General features: G+C 55.9%; 12 protein-coding genes. 5 read left to right on the top strand and 7 right to left on the bottom strand.

Going from position 1 to position 17209, the window contains the following annotated elements:
• The coding region (locus tag HHL22_RS23795; RefSeq protein ID WP_206680766.1) for a hypothetical protein at window positions 1–294 on the top strand (294 nt) is incomplete at its 5' end.
• A gap of 21 nt (window positions 295–315) precedes the next feature.
• On the opposite strand, the gene HHL22_RS23530 is transcribed toward HHL22_RS23795, so the two are convergent.
• Both HHL22_RS23530 and HHL22_RS23525 read right to left on the bottom strand, forming a co-directional pair.
• Window positions 316–2580 carry a Mov34/MPN/PAD-1 family protein gene (locus HHL22_RS23530; protein WP_169533889.1) on the bottom strand — a complete coding sequence of 755 codons (2265 nt, stop codon included), beginning with the start codon at window positions 2578–2580 and terminating at the stop codon, window positions 316–318.
• Between the two features lie 11 nt (window positions 2581–2591).
• Complete coding sequence (locus HHL22_RS23525) at window positions 2592–3722, bottom strand: ComEC/Rec2 family competence protein (protein ID WP_169533888.1); 1131 nt, start codon at window positions 3720–3722, stop codon at window positions 2592–2594.
• 440 nt (window positions 3723–4162) lie between these two features.
• Between HHL22_RS23525 and HHL22_RS23520 the strand changes: the two genes are divergently transcribed.
• Together HHL22_RS23520 and HHL22_RS23515 are read left to right on the top strand one after the other, a co-directional pair.
• Complete coding sequence (locus HHL22_RS23520; RefSeq protein WP_169533887.1) at window positions 4163–5170, top strand: helix-turn-helix transcriptional regulator; 1008 nt, start codon at window positions 4163–4165, stop codon at window positions 5168–5170.
• 9 nt (window positions 5171–5179) lie between these two features.
• Entirely contained in the window at window positions 5180–8650 is a 3471-nt protein-coding gene (locus HHL22_RS23515; protein ID WP_169533886.1) for an AAA domain-containing protein, read from the top strand.
• Window positions 8651–8666: 16 nt separating this feature from the next.
• On the opposite strand, the gene HHL22_RS23510 is transcribed toward HHL22_RS23515, so the two are convergent.
• The 4 genes from HHL22_RS23510 to HHL22_RS23495 all read right to left on the bottom strand — a co-directional run bounded on the left by HHL22_RS23510 (window position 8667) and on the right by HHL22_RS23495 (window position 14417).
• Complete coding sequence (locus tag HHL22_RS23510) at window positions 8667–9077, bottom strand: hypothetical protein (protein WP_169533885.1); 411 nt, start codon at window positions 9075–9077, stop codon at window positions 8667–8669.
• Window positions 9078–9412: 335 nt separating this feature from the next.
• On the bottom strand, window positions 9413–9922 hold the full coding sequence (locus HHL22_RS23505; RefSeq protein WP_169533884.1) for a hypothetical protein: 510 nt from the start codon (window positions 9920–9922) through the stop codon (window positions 9413–9415).
• An 11-nt stretch (window positions 9923–9933) separates the two neighbouring features.
• A complete protein-coding gene (locus HHL22_RS23500; protein ID WP_169533883.1) occupies window positions 9934–11037 on the bottom strand; it encodes a hypothetical protein in 1104 nt (367 codons plus the stop codon).
• A 23-nt stretch (window positions 11038–11060) separates the two neighbouring features.
• On the bottom strand, window positions 11061–14417 hold the full coding sequence (locus HHL22_RS23495; RefSeq protein WP_241738261.1) for a class I SAM-dependent DNA methyltransferase: 3357 nt from the start codon (window positions 14415–14417) through the stop codon (window positions 11061–11063).
• A gap of 141 nt (window positions 14418–14558) precedes the next feature.
• Between HHL22_RS23495 and HHL22_RS23490 the strand changes: the two genes are divergently transcribed.
• Complete coding sequence (locus tag HHL22_RS23490; protein ID WP_169533882.1) at window positions 14559–15413, top strand: phospholipase D-like domain-containing protein; 855 nt, start codon at window positions 14559–14561, stop codon at window positions 15411–15413.
• 108 nt (window positions 15414–15521) lie between these two features.
• Complete coding sequence (locus tag HHL22_RS23485) at window positions 15522–16817, top strand: patatin-like phospholipase family protein (protein WP_169533881.1); 1296 nt, start codon at window positions 15522–15524, stop codon at window positions 16815–16817.
• 65 nt (window positions 16818–16882) lie between these two features.
• On the opposite strand, the gene HHL22_RS23480 is transcribed toward HHL22_RS23485, so the two are convergent.
• Entirely contained in the window at window positions 16883–17209 is a 327-nt protein-coding gene (locus HHL22_RS23480) for a hypothetical protein (protein ID WP_169533880.1), read from the bottom strand.

Here is a 17209-nt window from a genome sequence, read left to right as displayed (position 1 = left end):
GTGCACGGCCACCCTGTATTGCCTAACAACTGGTCTGAAATTCAATTAAATGACTTGTTTCAGACAATCAATGGGTTGACGTTCATTCGCAACGAAGTCGGAGCCCACTTCAGTCCTTCTGGCGCTGATTTGTCCAATTCCGATGTACGCACCTTTGGGGAAGCAGTGCTGGCATTTGCACAAGCTCTCTCTTGTCCGACTTGCGGATACCTGCCTCAAAAAGAGCGGGATGACCACCGCAGCTGCCGCTGCCCAAAGTATCAAACGCAATTGCGACCCCTTAACCGACCTTAGTGTTGTAGCATTGAGCCACTGCTATGCTTTAACTATTCTGCTTACAGTCTCTCCGCCAGCTGCGATATCTGCTACGTACCAACTCGTAGTCTCATGCTCCCCAGCAATAGCCATTACTGCGGGTAATCCGCCGGTTTGACTCTCCCGCTGTAAGGTGGCAAATAGGTTCTTATCGTCTTCGCTAGGCTGGGTGCTGTAGCCGTCCGGGTGTGAGTGCCACTCCCCTACGTACACTACCTGTCGGCCCGTGCATTCGCTAATGCGAGCAAGCTCTTCTGATACACCTCCTACGCCACGGATATAAGCGATAGGGGACTCCTGGCTATCTGTCGGCGAAGGAATATGGTCCACGATATACACCCGGCGATGCTGTGTATCGAAAACGCCGACTAATACCCCACCCGTTTCATTGGGTAGGCGCGCCTGGCGCTGTTCACTTATTTCCCGCAATACTTGATGCGGTACGGCCACGGTCCAGCTATTCACCGTCATTTCCGTATGAAGAGATACCTCGATTTCATCAGCCACCACGGTTAAGTCAGGCTGTGCCCGCCAGATTTTGATGCGAGCACCCGGTTCAGCCACCGATGCGCGGACAGCCCGGGCTCCGATGGCAGCATGCAAGGCAGCCTGGTCCTGTGGCAACTGCACGGAGACATCACGACAGGCGTGCGAATACCGAATGGGCTGGCCGGCGGTGAGCAGGTGTTGCTGTAATTGGGGTTGACGTAGCAAAGCCCGGTAATATTCCATCTCCAGCTGGTCGAGCCGTAGCGAGCGGTCCTGAGCTTCTGCCAGCAGCACCAAGTCTGTTCCCGATGGATTCAGGAACAGCGACAAGCGGCGGGCTGGGCTTTCAATATCCAACGCTAGGTGCCGCGCCACTGCTATTGATGTCGACATGTCTAGTATCACCTCCGCCGCGTTATATGCCGTCAATACTTGGGGGGAGGCCGGGTGTAACACGTTAGCCGCGATTGCCCGCAAGTCCGTTTTCTCGTAGGTATTCTTCAGCATCGATACCATCGCGTGCGCCTTACCCAAGCCTACCAAACTGCTCGGCAAGTAGTGTCGTGCCGCATTGTGGGGCAGGTACTGGTCCTCATCTAGCCACACCCAATTGCCCTGCCCGGCACGCACGAGGTTATTGACTACCTGTGAACCCAAGCTGCCCGCGCCCACTGCTACAAAGCGTGTAGTGGAGGCCAGCAAGCCATTGTAGGCAGCTGCTAGGTCGCGAGTGAGCGCCCGAACTGGACTCAGCAACTCTAGTTTACTACGCTGACCGCTACACCTAAAGTCGACGGGATAAAGGTTAGCTAAGAGGTTTTCATGCATGGCCCAAATTCCGAGGTCTGTGCCAAGCTCGGCCAGGGTGCCGACTGATGCGAAAGCCCATACTTCTACTGTCTCGATAGCTTCCGTCGCCGTGCGCAGCTTCGGGAGCCGAACAATAATCAGTAATTGAAGGCTTCGATTAAAGCCTGGAGCCTCCTTTAAGTCGCTCAGGTGCCCACGTAGCGCGTTCGTAAAACCTACATCGCTATCAGATAAGTAGGCTTGAAGTTCGGCTATCGTGCGCGGCTGTTCCCGAATCAGACCGTGCACCTGTGGCGAAGCCGTGTACACAAAGCTGGTGAACTGTGCTTGCTGGCCCTCGGGTGCTGAGGCTACAGGCGAAGCAACCAGGGTTGTTTTGCCAAGCACTGTGCTGACGAAACGCACGTGCAGGGGCTCCAGCGTGATGGCTGCATCAGGAGCAAAAACGATGCTTGGCAATACCAGCCGCTCCGGGGGAGCATAAAAGGCCTGTTCCAGTGCTTGGTCAGGGGCATGTAGCTCTCCGCGGGCTGTTTGAGTCAACCAGCGCTGTAGTTGCCGGAGTAGTGCAGCCGCCGTCCAGGTTGGCTTCAAGTCTGCATAGGCAATCTGGTACAGACACAAGCTACGCGGCGTCCCTTCGCGACCAAAGTGCAGGTGTGGCACCAGCGGAAAATCTTCGCGTAGTGCCCAGATAAGCTGATGCTCTGTATCGGCGGGATTGAATCCGATTGCGATGCGTTCGACATTTTGCACCTCATGCACCGGATACTGCGGTACTTCCGGCTCGACATCCACGACCACGAACTCATACTCTTCAACGCGAAGGCAATCTACCACCCGGATATAGGGCAAGCCCTGACTTTGCAGGGCCTGCACCAATTCAACGGCTTTTGGTATCGCCAGAGAGCCAGCCTCTACTGGCTCTCCTGACAGTGGATAGTATCCCATTTCAAGCAATTCCATCGTACCTACAATTAGTTGCCGCGGCCGGCCCGAGGTGGAGGGATGCTACCGCCTGCTACGCTGGCAGCCGCAGCCATCTTGCCGATGCTCGCCCCAAGCTGGTCAATTTTGATGACGATGGGCTCAGGGTACAGGATGCTCGTGTGCTCCATCGTGACCAGAAATTCCCCTCGAAGCCGTTCAGCCTGGGCCTTGTAATAGGCTGCGGCTTGGCGGTGCGGGGGCTGCTTGTCATCGTCGTTGCTGGGAATGGGCTTGCTGGTCGAAATGAGGCGGCCACGGCTCTGCCCGTAGGTTTCGAACAGCTTTTTCACTACAGCATCGGGCACCGTTACTTCAACACCCTTCTCGCTGCTGAGCGACAGGTAGCTGCAGTGGTGGGCAATTTTGAAGATGTCCCATTCCAGCCGTTCCGTGCGCCCGTAATACTCGGTTACCTCCACAATGGACTTGATTACCGGCCAGTCGATGTCCGAAAAGAAGTGCATCCGGGTTTTCCGGGTTCCTTCCATAAAGGTCACCTGAAAGGTCAGCGCGTCGCTGTTGCGGTCCATCGCGGCCAAGCCGCCGCCTGCCGTGCGGCTGGCAAAGGGCGAGTGAACGAAGAATTCTACGCCATCTGTGGCCAAATCGAACCCGGGAATCAGCGTACCAGCATCTGTGATGAGGTGCTGCCGGTCGGCTACGGTAAGGCCTTGCGTGGCCAGCCAGTCGGTTAGTTGGCCGGGACCGGAGAATACGCGAATACCCTCCCCTTTTTTCAGCCGGTAACGGGCCTCCTGGCGCAGAATCCGGGTTTCATCCTCACAGCCATCCTCAACGAGGACAGCCGCCGGCACCCACAGTTCCTTGATTTTTACTCGGTCGCCGCCCTGGTATTTAGCAGCGTGCAACAACTCAAAGAACTCGGAAGCCCCGCAGGTATGGTCATTGTCGAGGTGGGTGAAAGCAACGACATCGTAGTCATTACGCTTCGCGTTTTTTAAATCGGCACGCAACTGCACTGGCAGGTCGATGCGCTTGTCCTTGGGGTCAGTAGCGCAGCGCATGTTGGCGTAGTCAATCAGCAGCTTTTTGCCGTTCGCGAGGTCAATCCGCGACGTGTCGGCATTGCCTAAATTAAAAAGGGTGATTTGGTGCATGCTCTTAAGCAGTTAAGTTAATTGAAACCGTTCACCAGCGACTTCGCTGACAGCTGGCTTCAGCCAAGCAATGGTTGTGAAAGAAGGATGCCCCGCGCCCTAGTCGATGTCCGGCTACGACCAGAAGTGGGGTTCCCTCCCATTGCCGCAGCAAAGCAAAAGGCTTACTGTGCAGTCTTTTTGCACAGTTAAAATTAGCTTGATGTTTTTTCGTAAAAACCTTGATTATTTTATTTAAATAGCTGATTTACAGCAAATAACTTTATTCATAAAAACTTTTAAGTAGGCACTATGCCCACCCAGACAGACTATTGTGCAAGCTAATTGCACAGTAAAGCGAGCGCCTCATGCGTTAGCTGATTTGAAAAGCCCGTTCTTCGTAGCGTGGAGTTTCTCGCTGGCCGATGGAGCTTGTGTATGGCCTATATCCTAGGATTTCAATGCCAGTTAGCAAAAACGCATATAAGCGCTACCTCATTATTGACAAATGCCTGCAACGGCGTAACCTCGTCTGGACTATCAAGGACCTGCTAAAGGCAGTAGAGGACGAGTACCGCGCCACAACCAACAAGGGTAAAGGCGTGTGCGAGCGCACGCTTAAAGGAGATTTGCACGACATGAAGTTGCCGATGCACTATGATGCCCCCATTGAGTACACCCGCAATAAAGGCTACCATTACACAGACTCAGAATACTCAATTCGCAAAACGCCGCTTACTAGTGCGGACCTAGTGATTCTTCATCAAAGCCTACACAATTTGAAAGCCTTGCGTGGTTTGGGCTTGGCAGACGACCTGGATGAGCTGGTTCAGCGCCTAGAACAGCATTTGCCCAGTGATGGAACCGTAACAAACCCGATTCTGCAACTGGAAGCAGTCCCGGATTATACGGGTACCGAACATTTGAAGCCTTTGTACAAGGCTATTCGCGAACAGACGCCGCAGGTGATACATTATCAATCTTACCGAGCAGCGCAGGCCAGCCCAGTGGAAGTCCACCCCTATCTGCTCAAGACTTACAACGGGCGCTGGTATTTGATAGCCCGCAATGAAGCCAAAGGCGCGCATCTTCAAAACTATGCTCTTGACCGCATTAAAGGACTAGATAACAGCCCACTGAAGTTTCGTCCGACAGATGTCGACTTTAGCACCTATTTTGACTCTATCATCGGGGTAACGATGCCGGAGAAAAATCCGCACGTCGAGACCATTCGTTTGCACATTGCGGCTGGGCGAGCGCTCTACGTGCTCACCAAAAAGTTGCACCCAACCCAGGTAACCATAAGTGACACGGCCGATGGCTTGGTTATCGAGCTACGCTTAATCATCAATCAGGAATTCAAAACGCGCCTGTTTAGCTTCGGACCTGATTTACAAGTGCTAGCGCCCAAGTCTTTGCGCGACTCTATGCACGAGAAACTTAAAAAGGCTGTCTCCCGCTACAATTGATAAGGTGATATGGAATCTGGGACGTGGCTACGCTATTGGCGCAACTCGTTGGCTGATGCTGACCGGCAACGCATTGACATAACGAAACAGGCTTCGCTGACGGCACCCCTGCTGGATGCAGAAGCGTTGCAGGCATTCTATACGGCCCACTACGCGGCTGCTCCGGAGGCAGCCGCTGTCTCCGAATTGGAGACGCTGGCCGTTATGTTGGCTCCCTTTAGCCTGCGGCCCGTGGTCGGCGATAGACGTCGAACAGCGCAGCAGGGGCAGGCACGGGCGATTCATCCGTTTTGGATTCCAGCGCGGCTCACTAAAACGGGGCAGCTTCAACCACCTACCAGCAACGAGCACCTGATTCCTTGGCTTATCCGCGACGTGCTGGAGCCTACCACGCGCAATGCGCCCGTGCTGGGCAGCCTCACCACGGTTGATTCGGAGCTAGCGCTCTGGACGTGGAAAACGGATACCTGGGAACAGTACTACACCAACGCGCAGGCCTTTTATGCCAAGGCGACAGCCTCGGCCGGCTGGCCAGCTAACCGGGCAGAAATTGGCGATTGGGTGGTGGACAGTAATGCTACTCTTACCCTGATGCCCCCGCAGGGCATGGCCGCAAATATCATCGGCCTGTATCGCTACCTGGAAAAGCAGTCGCGCCTGCCCGCGCTACTGACGACCTTGCTCCAGGGCCAGGCGGCCGGGCGGCCCCTCAACCCCGAAGCGCTTGGCCTATTGTCTATCAAGGGCCACTACGGACAGATGGGAAATAGCTATCCATTGTCAACGTCGCAAAGAAGCACTCTTCAGGCGCTGCTTAAAACCGCATCTGGCGACGTATTTCCGGTGAACGGCCCACCTGGCACCGGCAAAACCACGCTCCTGCAGAGCATTGTGGCGAACCTGATAGTGGAAAAAGCGGTGCTGGGACAAGAAGCTCCACGCATCCTGGCCAGCTCCACAAACAATCAAGCTATTACTAACATTCTCGATAGCTTCGGTCGCGAAGCGCGTGTCAGTCGCTGGGTGCCGGAGGCGCCCTCACTGGGCGTGTTTCTTACCAATAGCAACGTGGCTGAAAACGAGCAGCGGGGCTACCAGGTACAAACCACCCGCGAGGGCTTTTGCAAGGCAAAAGAAGCTGCGGATGGTCGCTACCTGCGGGCCGCCGAAACCGAGCTACTACGCCAGGGAGCGGCCTTTTTTGGTATCGAGTACCCAACTCCGGCTGCTCTGCGCATTAAGCTGCACCATGCTCTACTTCAACAGGTGACGTGTATTGATACGTGGCTGGACCTGCTGCCACGCCTGTACGACGAGCGAGGCGAGCCGTGGAATGCGGAGCAACTGCGACAAGCGTTGCAGACCGGCCGGGCCACCATTGCCGCCCTTGAAGCCTATCAGCTTGAGTTACTGCGACTGCAGGCATCCGAATCAAGTTTCGAAAATTTCCTGGCCGCTTTTCTGGCATCGGTTCGGAAAAAGAAGCAAGCCCGCTACCAATTCCTGGTGCGGACCCAGTGCCCCTATTCCAACGAAGTAACAGACTTCGACCCCGAGCAACTGAAGCTAGAGGTAGCTCAGCGTTTGGAAAAAGCCCAGCAGGCCCTGTTGCACCCACAGGCTGCCCTGGGTGCCTTAAGCACGTTTGACACCTTGGCCGCGCAGCTGCGCCGTGACTACGCGGCTCAGAAAGAGGCGGCTTCTTACTTGCAAGCCCTCTCCGCTGCTGATGCCAGTAGCATCCACAATGTTCTGGATGTGACACACCGGCACAGTGCCTTCGTGTTGGCGCTGCACTACTGGGAGGCCCGGTACGTGGTTGCCTTGCAAGAAAAGCTGCGGCCGGCCCAGCCCCCGCGCCGAGGCTACGAAACCAAGCCGGAGCAGTTTGCGCGGTGGGCCATGCTCACGCCGTGCTTTATTTCCACCTTCCACACGGTGGCTAATTTCTTAGTTAAGAAGTCCAAGGATGGTGAGTCAAGCTATGCTCTGGAGTTGTTCGATTTGCTCCTCGTTGATGAGTCCGGCCAGGTTTCGCCCGAGGTGGGAGCCGCAGCCTTTGCCCTGGCAAAAAAAGCTGTGGTGGTAGGCGATACCAATCAGATTGAGCCCGTCTGGAATTTGCTACCGGCACTGGATGCCCAAAACCAGCGCCGTGTCGGTATTGCGCCTGCCGAGTGCCCGCTGGCCTACCAGGTTTCAGCGGGCAGCCTGATGCGGCTGGCTCAACTGGCGACGCCTTTCCGACTTACCAACTATCCGCAGGAGCGCGGCCTACTGCTGCGGCAGCACCGGCGCAGTAAGCCCGAAATTATTCGCTATTGCGACGAGTATGTGTACGGTAGTCAACTGGAGCGCTTGGCTAACCCGTCGAGCCTGGCAGCTTTGGGACTGCCACCACTTGGGTACATCCACATTGCCGGCGAATGCACTACCGTCGGCGGTAGCCGGCAGAACCAACAAGAAGCCGAAGCCATTGCCAGCTGGCTCCATTTAAAGCGGGATGATATCCTGGCTGCTGCCAGGAGCACGGCTAACCCCACGCCACGCCTGCAAGACTTGGTCGGCATCGTTACCCCTTTTAGCGGGCAGAAACTGGCCATTCAGCGCGCCTTGCGTGCGCAAGGACTGGGCAACGAGAATCTCACTGTGGGCACGGTACACGCACTGCAGGGGGCTGAACGCACTATCGTTCTGTTCTCGCCCGTGTATGATGCCAGCCACCGGGGCGGGTACTTCTTCGACCAAGGCTATAATCTGTTGAATGTGGCCGTATCGCGGGCGAAAGAGGCCTTTCTAGTGATTGGCAACCGCTGCCTGTTCAACCCAGCGCGTAACACGCCATCCGGAAACCTGGCGAAGCTTCTGTTTGAGGAGCCAGCCGAAGGGCGACCGCGGCCTGAATTAGATAACAGCTTCTTCTATGGCGATGAAAGCCGACGGCACCTACCCGTGCCTCGCGAGCACCTAACTGCCGTGGCCACCGGCAAAGTAGACCGCCTCAGCGAGCTGGAGCAGCACCGCCGGGCGTTGGCTTGGGCCATCAACACGGCACAAGAGCATTTGGTCATCGTCTCACCGTTTATTTCAGCGAATGCTATTCAGGCTGATGGCTTGACCGACCTTATCGTGGCCGCCAAGGTTCGGCAGCCGACCCTACGCATTACCGTGTACACCGATGCGCATCTGGATGCTCCACGGGGGCAGCTGCACCCGCATGCCCAGGCGGGCCGGGCAGCGCTACGCCGCGCAGGAGCTGAGGTAAAAATTGCCGAACAGATTCATAACAAGACTATTTGCCTCGATAACCACGCGCTACTCGAAGGGTCATTCAACTGGCTGGGGGCCGCCCGGAGCGGTCACTACGTACGCCACGAGGTATCGTGGTTTTTTCGAGGCACGGGGTGGGCGGGCCGCATCGAGCAGCTAGTACAGGAAATGGAGGAGCGGGTGGTGAATGAATTGGTTATAAGCAGATAACACAAAAATCCATTTGCTAATCAGCTACAACCACGTAGAGGTAGTGCTTGCCCTTAACGGTGGCTAGCCGCCCTGTACTATTCTCGTGCTTGTTATCGAGCTGCTTGCTGTACTTGTTGATGAAATACGACTCGTAATGCTTGATGAAAGCATCACTGGTGGTTTCATACACCACGTACATCGTATGGTAGTCACGGTAATCGGTAGCTTGAAAACGCTTGGCCGGCTGTACCGTTTTGCCAATTTTGGCATAACGGTGCTGGTCCATGATTTTATCAATCGAGTTTTTGATTCTCAGCGTCGTACCGCCGCACTTCTTCCCCGTTTGCATATAGGTCGAGTCAAGCTGTCGGGCTTGGTCTTCGGCCTGGTCTAATATCAGTTTTGCTACGCCCGTGGCAAGGCCCGCGATAAGTAGAGGATGCATAAAGCGTATGGCAATAAAACGCTGAACTGCTTACGGACTATCCCTTAGGCAATACGGGTTTGGGCGGTGGGGTGGGCCGGCCAATAGTGTTGGCGGGCAATGTGTTACCGGCACCTGGCACGCCTACTGGCAGGTGCAGATTGAGGTTTTTAATGGTTTTAGCCATTGGAATTGAAGAATAAAGGGTGAAGTGCTATTTAGGGTTGATTTTGGGCAAGGCGGGAGGCGGTGGGGGCGTAGGGCGGCCTGAGGCGCTGGGGCCAAGTACTTGGCCGTTGGTTTGACCAGTACCCGCTGGCAGAATAATCTGCATGGGGCCGCCAGTAGTATTTGTTTTAGGCATGAGCCGGAAAGTTTAAGAATACAAAAACCAGAAAGACGAAGATACCCAATCCCACTAGAATTAAGCACGTCCAGTTGGCCCAGTTCACTTTTTTGTCCAAATTTTTCCAATTGGGCGCATCCGTAAGCAGGGCATCAGCGGCCATTCGCGTGAGGGCGTGGGAAACCAAGTTGACAAGGAGCGCCAGCGCGAAGCAAATCCAGCAGCCCAATAGCCAGCCTACGTCCGTCGTTTTGGCGGCTTTGGTGATGTCTTTTATGAATCCAACGGTGAGGACTAAGCCCCCACCTGCCAGGTATACAATGAGTTTATCATACTCAATCTCTGCGTTTTTGCGGTTATCCAGGGCGCGCTCCCGGCTTTTGTCGTGGCTGTCTAGGTTGGCAGCATAGGTTTCTAATTCCTGGTTCCAGTCCGTAAGCTTCTGCTGATATTCGGCTAATTCCTCTTCCGTCAGCGGCGTGGTTGGAGTGGTGAACGTAGGCTCTGGGATGTCGCTCATGTTAACCGGGGCTAATGAGTGGTGTTGGCCGCAGTCTTGGGCGGGACCGCGTTGATTTTCTGTGCAGCTTTCTGGTCAGGCACTGCTGGCTTCGGTTGCAGCTGTGCGGCTGGTAACCAGCCCTGCACCAGTTCGCCGGCCTCATTGAAGCCGGACACCTGTACCCAGGTGCGCACTTGGGCACCCACTAGTAGCTCCGTGGCTCCTGGCAACTTGCCCGCACTGGAGGCTTTGCCGGCCGGCCGGGTGCGCAGTAGTACCGCTCGTGGCGTTAACTGCACTTGGCCATTTTGCCGGGCAAGCTGGAAGTTCAGTAGGGCTGTTTGGGTACGGTTTTCATGCATTTCCTGCTGGATGGCTACCTCGCCCACACTTGGGGCTGCTGGCGCAGGAAACGCCTCGTGCAGCTTGTCGCGCACCGTGATGATGAACGTCAGGTAAATGATGAGGTCTTGCAGCAGTACCCGGGTCTTAGAGTTGAGTGCCCTGGCCAGCAGTGCTGCGCACGCCGCTAGCACAGGTTGGATGCGCGATGTGGCACTAACCGGGTCAGCCAATATTTCGTCGCCTAAAGCAAACACCTGGGAACTCAGCACTGTACTAGCCTCCAGCTCTTCCGTAGCCGCTTCGGTGGCTTCCGAAGCTAAGTCGGCAAACAGATGGCTGAAGCGCGCTTCCATCGCTGCTAGTTGTTTAACCCAGCCTGGCTGCTCCAGTACCGTGGCTAAGCCAGTCCATTTCTTGAAAAAACCACCCTGAACCAGCTCCATGTTTTCCATTAAGCTGATTACTTCCGGTGAGAGCTTTGGCACAAAAGAAGCTAGGCCTAGGTGAGCAGAACCGGCCGCACTCGGCACAGTAAGCGCTGGGAATGTCAGGGTTTTGAAGGCCTCTTCCATCCGCATCGATAAAGCCATGGCATTCGTCATGCCGATGCGGTCCAGCCACTGCTGAGACCTCACCATGCCATCGAATAGCCGTTGGGATTTCATAGCAGCTTCCAGTCCTTTCTGCATTTCTCCCAGCGGATTGACTATTGCTTGTATGCGGTCGTTGAGTGCAAATAGATGGTCAAACTTGGGAAATAGATGGTCGAATTTGGTTGGGTCTATCATGTCGGATGGGCTGGTACTGTTCCTTATGCGGCATACTTATCCTCTTCCTCCACAAACCGCACCAGCGACATCAGGGCCAGTGTATCGAGCAGCGGCTGCACTTTCTTGACGCTGCTACCCCGGAAGCGGGCGGCTACCTGAGCGGCGGCCAGCGGCGCGGTGGCCTGCTGCACCACGGCGCGCACGGCCTGCATTTGCTGAGCCAGCGCCGAGGGCCAGGGCTGCGGGCCGGTTTCGGCACTAGCGGTAGTGGCGGCGGCCTCCTGCGGTAGTGCCAAGGCCGACTGCTGCTGGCCGGGGGCCTGGTAGGCGGGGCGCAGGTAGCGGATGGTGCCGGCGGCTTCTTCCTGCTGGCGCTGGTGGTTAAGCTGTACTAGGCGGGTTAGGATGTCGGCCTCGGACAGGTCGGTGGGCCAGCCGTAGGCCTCGGCTACAGCGGCATCGAGTTGCTGGTGTAGGCTGAGCACGACGGCCGCGAGGCCTTGCTCGTGGGTGGCCTGCTCCTTGGCGGTGAGGGGCTGGCCAGCACGCAGCTTCTCTACTACGTTGTAGAGGTCGGTGAGCGCGAGGCTGGGGTGCTGCGCCTGCTGGCGCTTGCGGTGCGCGTCGAGGGCTTCGGCTAGCTCACGGATGCGGGCTTGCTGGGTTTCGGTAGTAGTGGGGAAGGGGAAAGGCTGAAAACAGCGTGAGCTATTGTAGCGTGAATCATTTCCTACTCCCATCTTACCACCTGCCGAGAATGCCCACAAAGTGTGAATTTTGCTAGATAGAATTCCCAAATGGAATGCGTCATCTAAGGCCAATGCCACAATCATATGGTCAGCGGCTGTAGTGGCATCTAAAAATTGGAAAATCCGATGCTTTGCCGTTTCCGGTGTTCCGATGTATCTAGTAAGACCTACCAATGCTTTGCGTAATTCCTGGCGGGAGCGACCATGCAGCCACCATTTTTCTCGCAGCGCCTTATCGCGGTTGATGTCGCGCTCAGGCTTCACTCTGGTATAAATCTGCTGGTAAAGTGCTGGGAACTTGTTTATCACTTCCGCTTCGCTTAATCCAAACAAATCAATAACCATTACGCCCCGAGGCGTGGCAGCCAGGTCTTTGCCGTTGCGGTAGGGCCTGATGTGTTGTTCGATACCCGCGACGGTGCCCAAGCCCAGAGCCTGCGCTTCGGTTGGCGTCACGATGAAGCCCGAACCTGCCAGCATCAGGCCGAAGCTGCTGAGGCCCTCATTGGCTTGCAGAGGCTGTGCCTGCGTCACGTCGGCCCCGGTGGTCAGGTCAGCATTGATGCGCCCCCGGCGTTCCGTTAGCTCAACCGTAACAGCTTCCTCGTCTTCGGCGTCGTTGCTTTCCTTGATAACCAAGGCCAAGATGCCCTCTTCTCCCCTCGCCTTTTCGACCGCAGTAAATGCTACCCGTACGGCGGCACCATTGGCGTTATCGGTCCAGGGATGGTCGGGAATGGCAAACGTGATTTCGGCCGGAGTTTCCGATGCCTCCAGATGGGCCTGAATTACCCGCCGATTGAAAGTCTGGGTAATGGAATTCGTGGTGATAAAGCCGAAGCGCTGGGTGATGCCTGTGCGGACGGCCTGCGCCGCCTTGTCCCACCAATACAAGACCAAATCGGCGCTGTCGGGGATATGGGGGTGGGCCCTGCGCAATGCATTAACATAAGCGTCGCCCAGTGCTTCACGGATGCGTCCCTTCCCAATGAAGGGTGGGTTGCCTACGATGAAATCTGCCTCGGGCCAGACCGCCGGGCGGGCATTCTGAAACTCAGGCCCGTCATAGCTCAGCGCCGCATCCTGCTGCTGAATATTCTGGTAATCGTCGAGTAGCGGCTCACGCAATTGGGTAAGACCGTGAGTACGCAGGTGCCATTGCAAATAGCCGATGCGCAGCACCACGTCGGCAATGGCCGCGGCGCGGGGATTCAGCTCCAGGCCCAGCAGCTGGCGCGGACCAACGGTAGTACCATCGCCCAGTTCCAGGCGCCCCGACTGGCCCAGCTGGCCCAGAGCAGTAAGCACTTCTCCTTCTAGGCGCTTGAGGTGTTCGAGCGTAACGTATAGAAAATTGCCGGAGCCGCAGGCCGGGTCCAGAATACGCACCGATGTCAGCCGGTGCAGGAAGCGCACCAGCTCGGTGCGTGCTTCGTCCACGGCTTTTTTGCCTTTCCCTTCTTCCATGCGCTGAGCGCTAGCAGCCTGAGCGGCGGCCCATTCCCGGCGCAACGGCTCGATGACGGTAGGCAGCACCAGGCGCTCCACATAGCGGCGCGGGGTGTAATGCGCGCCCAGGCTGTGGCGTTCGTCGGGGTCGAGGGCGCGTTCGAGCAGTGTTCCAAAAATGGCCGGCTCCACCAATGTCCAGTCGGCATCGGCCGCTTGCTGCAACAGCGCCACTTGGTCGGCGTTCAGCGGCAGGGCCGTCGCGTCGTGAAACAGCTTACCATTAAAGTGGCGCACTTTGGTGCGTAGGGCCGGCGAAAAGCCACCCTTGTCCATGGTCGTCCAGAGGCTTTGCAAGGCCTCGGGCAGGTAGGCGCGGGCCTCGGCCGTATCGGCATATTCGGCCAGCAGCTTGGAAAACGACTTTTTCGGAATCAGCTCCACATCCTCGGCAAACATGGTGAAGAGGCAGCGCATCAGAAACTGCGCTACCACATCGGGTGCGTGACCAGCCTTTTCCAGCTGGTTACTCAGCCCCGCCAAGTGGCCGGCCAGCCGGCGCGTCACCTGCGCCGCTAAGCGGGCGGGGTCGAGCTGTTGTGGGTCGGTGAAGAGCAGCTTCAGCTGTGCCCGCGTGGCAGGGTCGGCCAGCGCCGGCAGCAGCACCCTAAACTTGCTGGAATCTGGGAAAGGCACGTAGCTGTCGCCCACCCCGGCGAAGTTGCTGTACAAGTCGATGGAGAAACCCACATCGACTACGACTACGAACGGCGGCCGCGGCTCGCTGGCCGGCAGCGCCCGCACGTAGCGCAGGGCCTGCTCGCGGGCAGCTTCCACCATCTGGCCCCATTTGGCTGTGCCCCGCACGGCGTGGCCCTTGCGGCGCTTGCCGGTGGCCTGCCCCAGCTCGGCTTTGGCGGCTTTGGCTTGCTGGTCGGGCGTGTCGGTGCCCTGCTTGGTTTCGAGCACGAAGCAGCTGCGCTTGTATAAGTCGATGCGGCCAGTGCTGCGCTTCCCGGCCCCATCGTCGAAGCTCACGCCGCGCTCAAATACATAGGCATCCTGCGTGGGGTCGTCCGTGGTGGGGTCGGGTCGGGGCACCCCCAGCAGGTCGCAGAGGTCTTGCAGAAAAAGACCGTAGTTGGCGTGCTCAGCCCCACCGGAAGCTTGCCAGCGAGCGAGGAAATCTGGATAGGTCACAGGGATTCAGAGAAAGGCAGGCAATCTAGCCACTAAAACTAGCACCAGCTCCAAACTTAACTAATTTTGCTAGCCAATGTAGCTCCGCTTTTTTTGCCTGCTTCCCTTGTTTTCATGTCCTATCGCTGCCAATAAATTTTCGTGAAAATTCTACTCCCCCATAAGATTAGTGGCGCTTTATTTGACATCATTCACGAGGCCCGAAAAGAACTCGTGCTGGTGTCGCCTTACGTCAATTTAACGCAATGGAAACAGCTAGCTACAGCTCTCACAGCCGCCCGTGACCGGGGTGTGCGCATCACGTTTTATATCCGTTATGACGCCGGCAACCCGGCCAGCAAGGAGCAGGTCGAAGCGCTAGGCATCACTCCACAGCTTGTGCCTTGGCTGCACGCCAAGTTCTATTTCAACGAGACGAACGGCCTTATCACGTCGCTCAATTTGTTGGGCTCTTCCAACAGCAATTCCATCGAGATAGGCTCGCAGCTTGAAACAGCCGAGGAGTTGGAGGTGCTGCGTCACTTCGTTCAGCAGTACCTGGCTCCACAAGAGCTGGGGAAGCAAGGAAGCGAAGAAGATAAGCGCTTCAACGCCGAGGATTTTGGTCAAACCCTGTCAGACTATTTAGAAGAATCTGTGGATGATTCCTGCATGATAACGAGTAATTCCGGCAGGAGCTTATCCATTCAAGCATTGAGCAATTCCTTTACCGCTGCTATTGATGCCCCGAACCAACAGCTCCTACTGGAAGGCGTCGTATCAGGCCGCGAAGCTGACCGGTACAGTGCCAAGCGGGCGAAACATTTCACCTCACCAGTCTTGCGCTACGAATTACAGCGCGGCAACAAAGGGTACTACGACGTGATTCGGGCGACTCTTACCCAACCGCTTTCCACCTCGAAGTTCAATAAGTTGACTCCGACTGAGAAAAGGCACTTATGCGCTGTTATCGCTGATTTTCTGACAGCAGTTCGGGCATTTAAAGACGATTATTAACGGCTCCGTAGCACGGTGGTTCCTATCGCTCACAAAATACTACTGGCCATATTTTCTGAAAGGCACGATAGTATTATTCATCAATCCCTTCCTCAATACTGTGTGCGCATGTCATTCACTCGCCGTTTTGGCTTAGCCTTATCCGGTGGTGGCTATCGAGCAGCCGCTTTTCATTTAGGCACGCTCAAGAAGCTGCACGAAATGGACCGACTGGCCAGCATCGATGTCATTTCTACTATCTCCGGTGGCTCTATTACCGGGGCGGCTTATTGCCTGCACCAAGGGACTTTCGAAGAGTTTCACGCCAAGATGATGGAGGCCTTTCTTCGCTGTAATGTGATTGGCTATGCGCTACGGTCATGGTCGTTTGTGCGATTTTTACTGGTGGCACTGGTATTTGTTGTGCCAGGCACCATTTTGCTTTTTAGTCGTTGGGCTCCTTGGTCATTGCTGCCGCTACTCGGCTTACTCTTCGTTGTTCTCCGGTATCAGTTTCGCATCCTCCCGGTTAGCCGGGAAATAGAGCGGGCCTATGATGCTTTTTTCTACCAAGGGCAGACGCTTCAACAGCTACGCCCGACCCCCATCCTGGCTATTGGAACCTCGAATTTGCAGACCGGACGGCCATTCACTTTTTCACGGGAGTGGATGACTGACTCGACTTATTCTTACTATCAACCCCCGGTACAATTCAATGCGGCCTCTTTCCCAGTGGCGCGGGCCGTAGCGGCCTCATCCTGCGTACCTTTTGCCTTCACCCCCATTACGATTGGCCCACAATACTTTCAAGAGCCAGCCGATACCAATCGTGCCCACCCACAACTCATCGACGGCGGGGTTTACGACAACCAGGGCATCCAGAAACTCACGCAGGCCAACAGCCGCTACGAGTGTAATACTATCATTGTATCGGATGCTGGAGCGGGCCTGAGCCCATTGGGAAACAGCCCTTATCCCAACACAATAGCACTTTTGCTGCGCACAGTGGATTTATTCATGAACCGCATTAAAAATGCGCAGATGATGGCCAATCTTTTTCAACGCGCCACGGAGCACAGCAAGTGTGTTGCCTATCTATCATTAGGATGGCAGCTCAAAAACAGCATCCCGGGTTTCATCGATAACCTGGCTCAGGGTAATATCCCACCAGCAGTAGTAGCGGCCAGGCAGCTTCGCCCCGAATGGGTGGCTAATCCGAAAGAACACCGGCTTGCGCTCACAGAATACCTGGAGCAGCAACTAGATTACGCTGGATTAATAGCTCGCGACCTTACCTCTGACGAATGGCAGATTGTATGTCGAGTCGGCACAAATCTGACGCCGTTAACACCTATTCAACTGAGCTTATTAACACGTCATGCCGAAAACCTGACTGAAATACAAGTCAAGTTGTACTGGCCTTGAATCTTACGTTCCGTTTTAACGGTAACCTTGTTGGTACCTTTTTGGGCATTACCTCTATTCACGCATTATCCAGGAGACTTAAAAAAGGCCATCTGTAGCTGAAAAGTGGCCAGCGCCTCGCCATCCGGCAGCAAAAAACGCTGGCTAGGACTATCCGGTGGAAACTGCAGCAACTCGTTTGGCACGTCGAGACTGCGCAACAGCCGGTGTAGCAGCCGAGGCTCCTCCTTCTTGAGGTTACCGTTTTTCAGGTTGATGATTGTGGTGTAGGGAAACTTGTGGGCCTCGCAAAACGGCAGCAGCCCGCCCCGGGCAATCATCTTCAACCGGTTCTGGGCGTAGAGCAGCGCGTCCTGGTAGGGTAAGGCCAGGCTCAGGTCGGGAAAGCTCAA

It is taken from the genome of Hymenobacter polaris (genome assembly GCF_012927305.1).
Taxonomy (GTDB): domain Bacteria; phylum Bacteroidota; class Bacteroidia; order Cytophagales; family Hymenobacteraceae; genus Hymenobacter; species Hymenobacter polaris.
The sequence above is the reverse complement of the archived record's forward strand: the minus strand, read 5'-3'. Positions and strand labels throughout refer to the sequence as shown.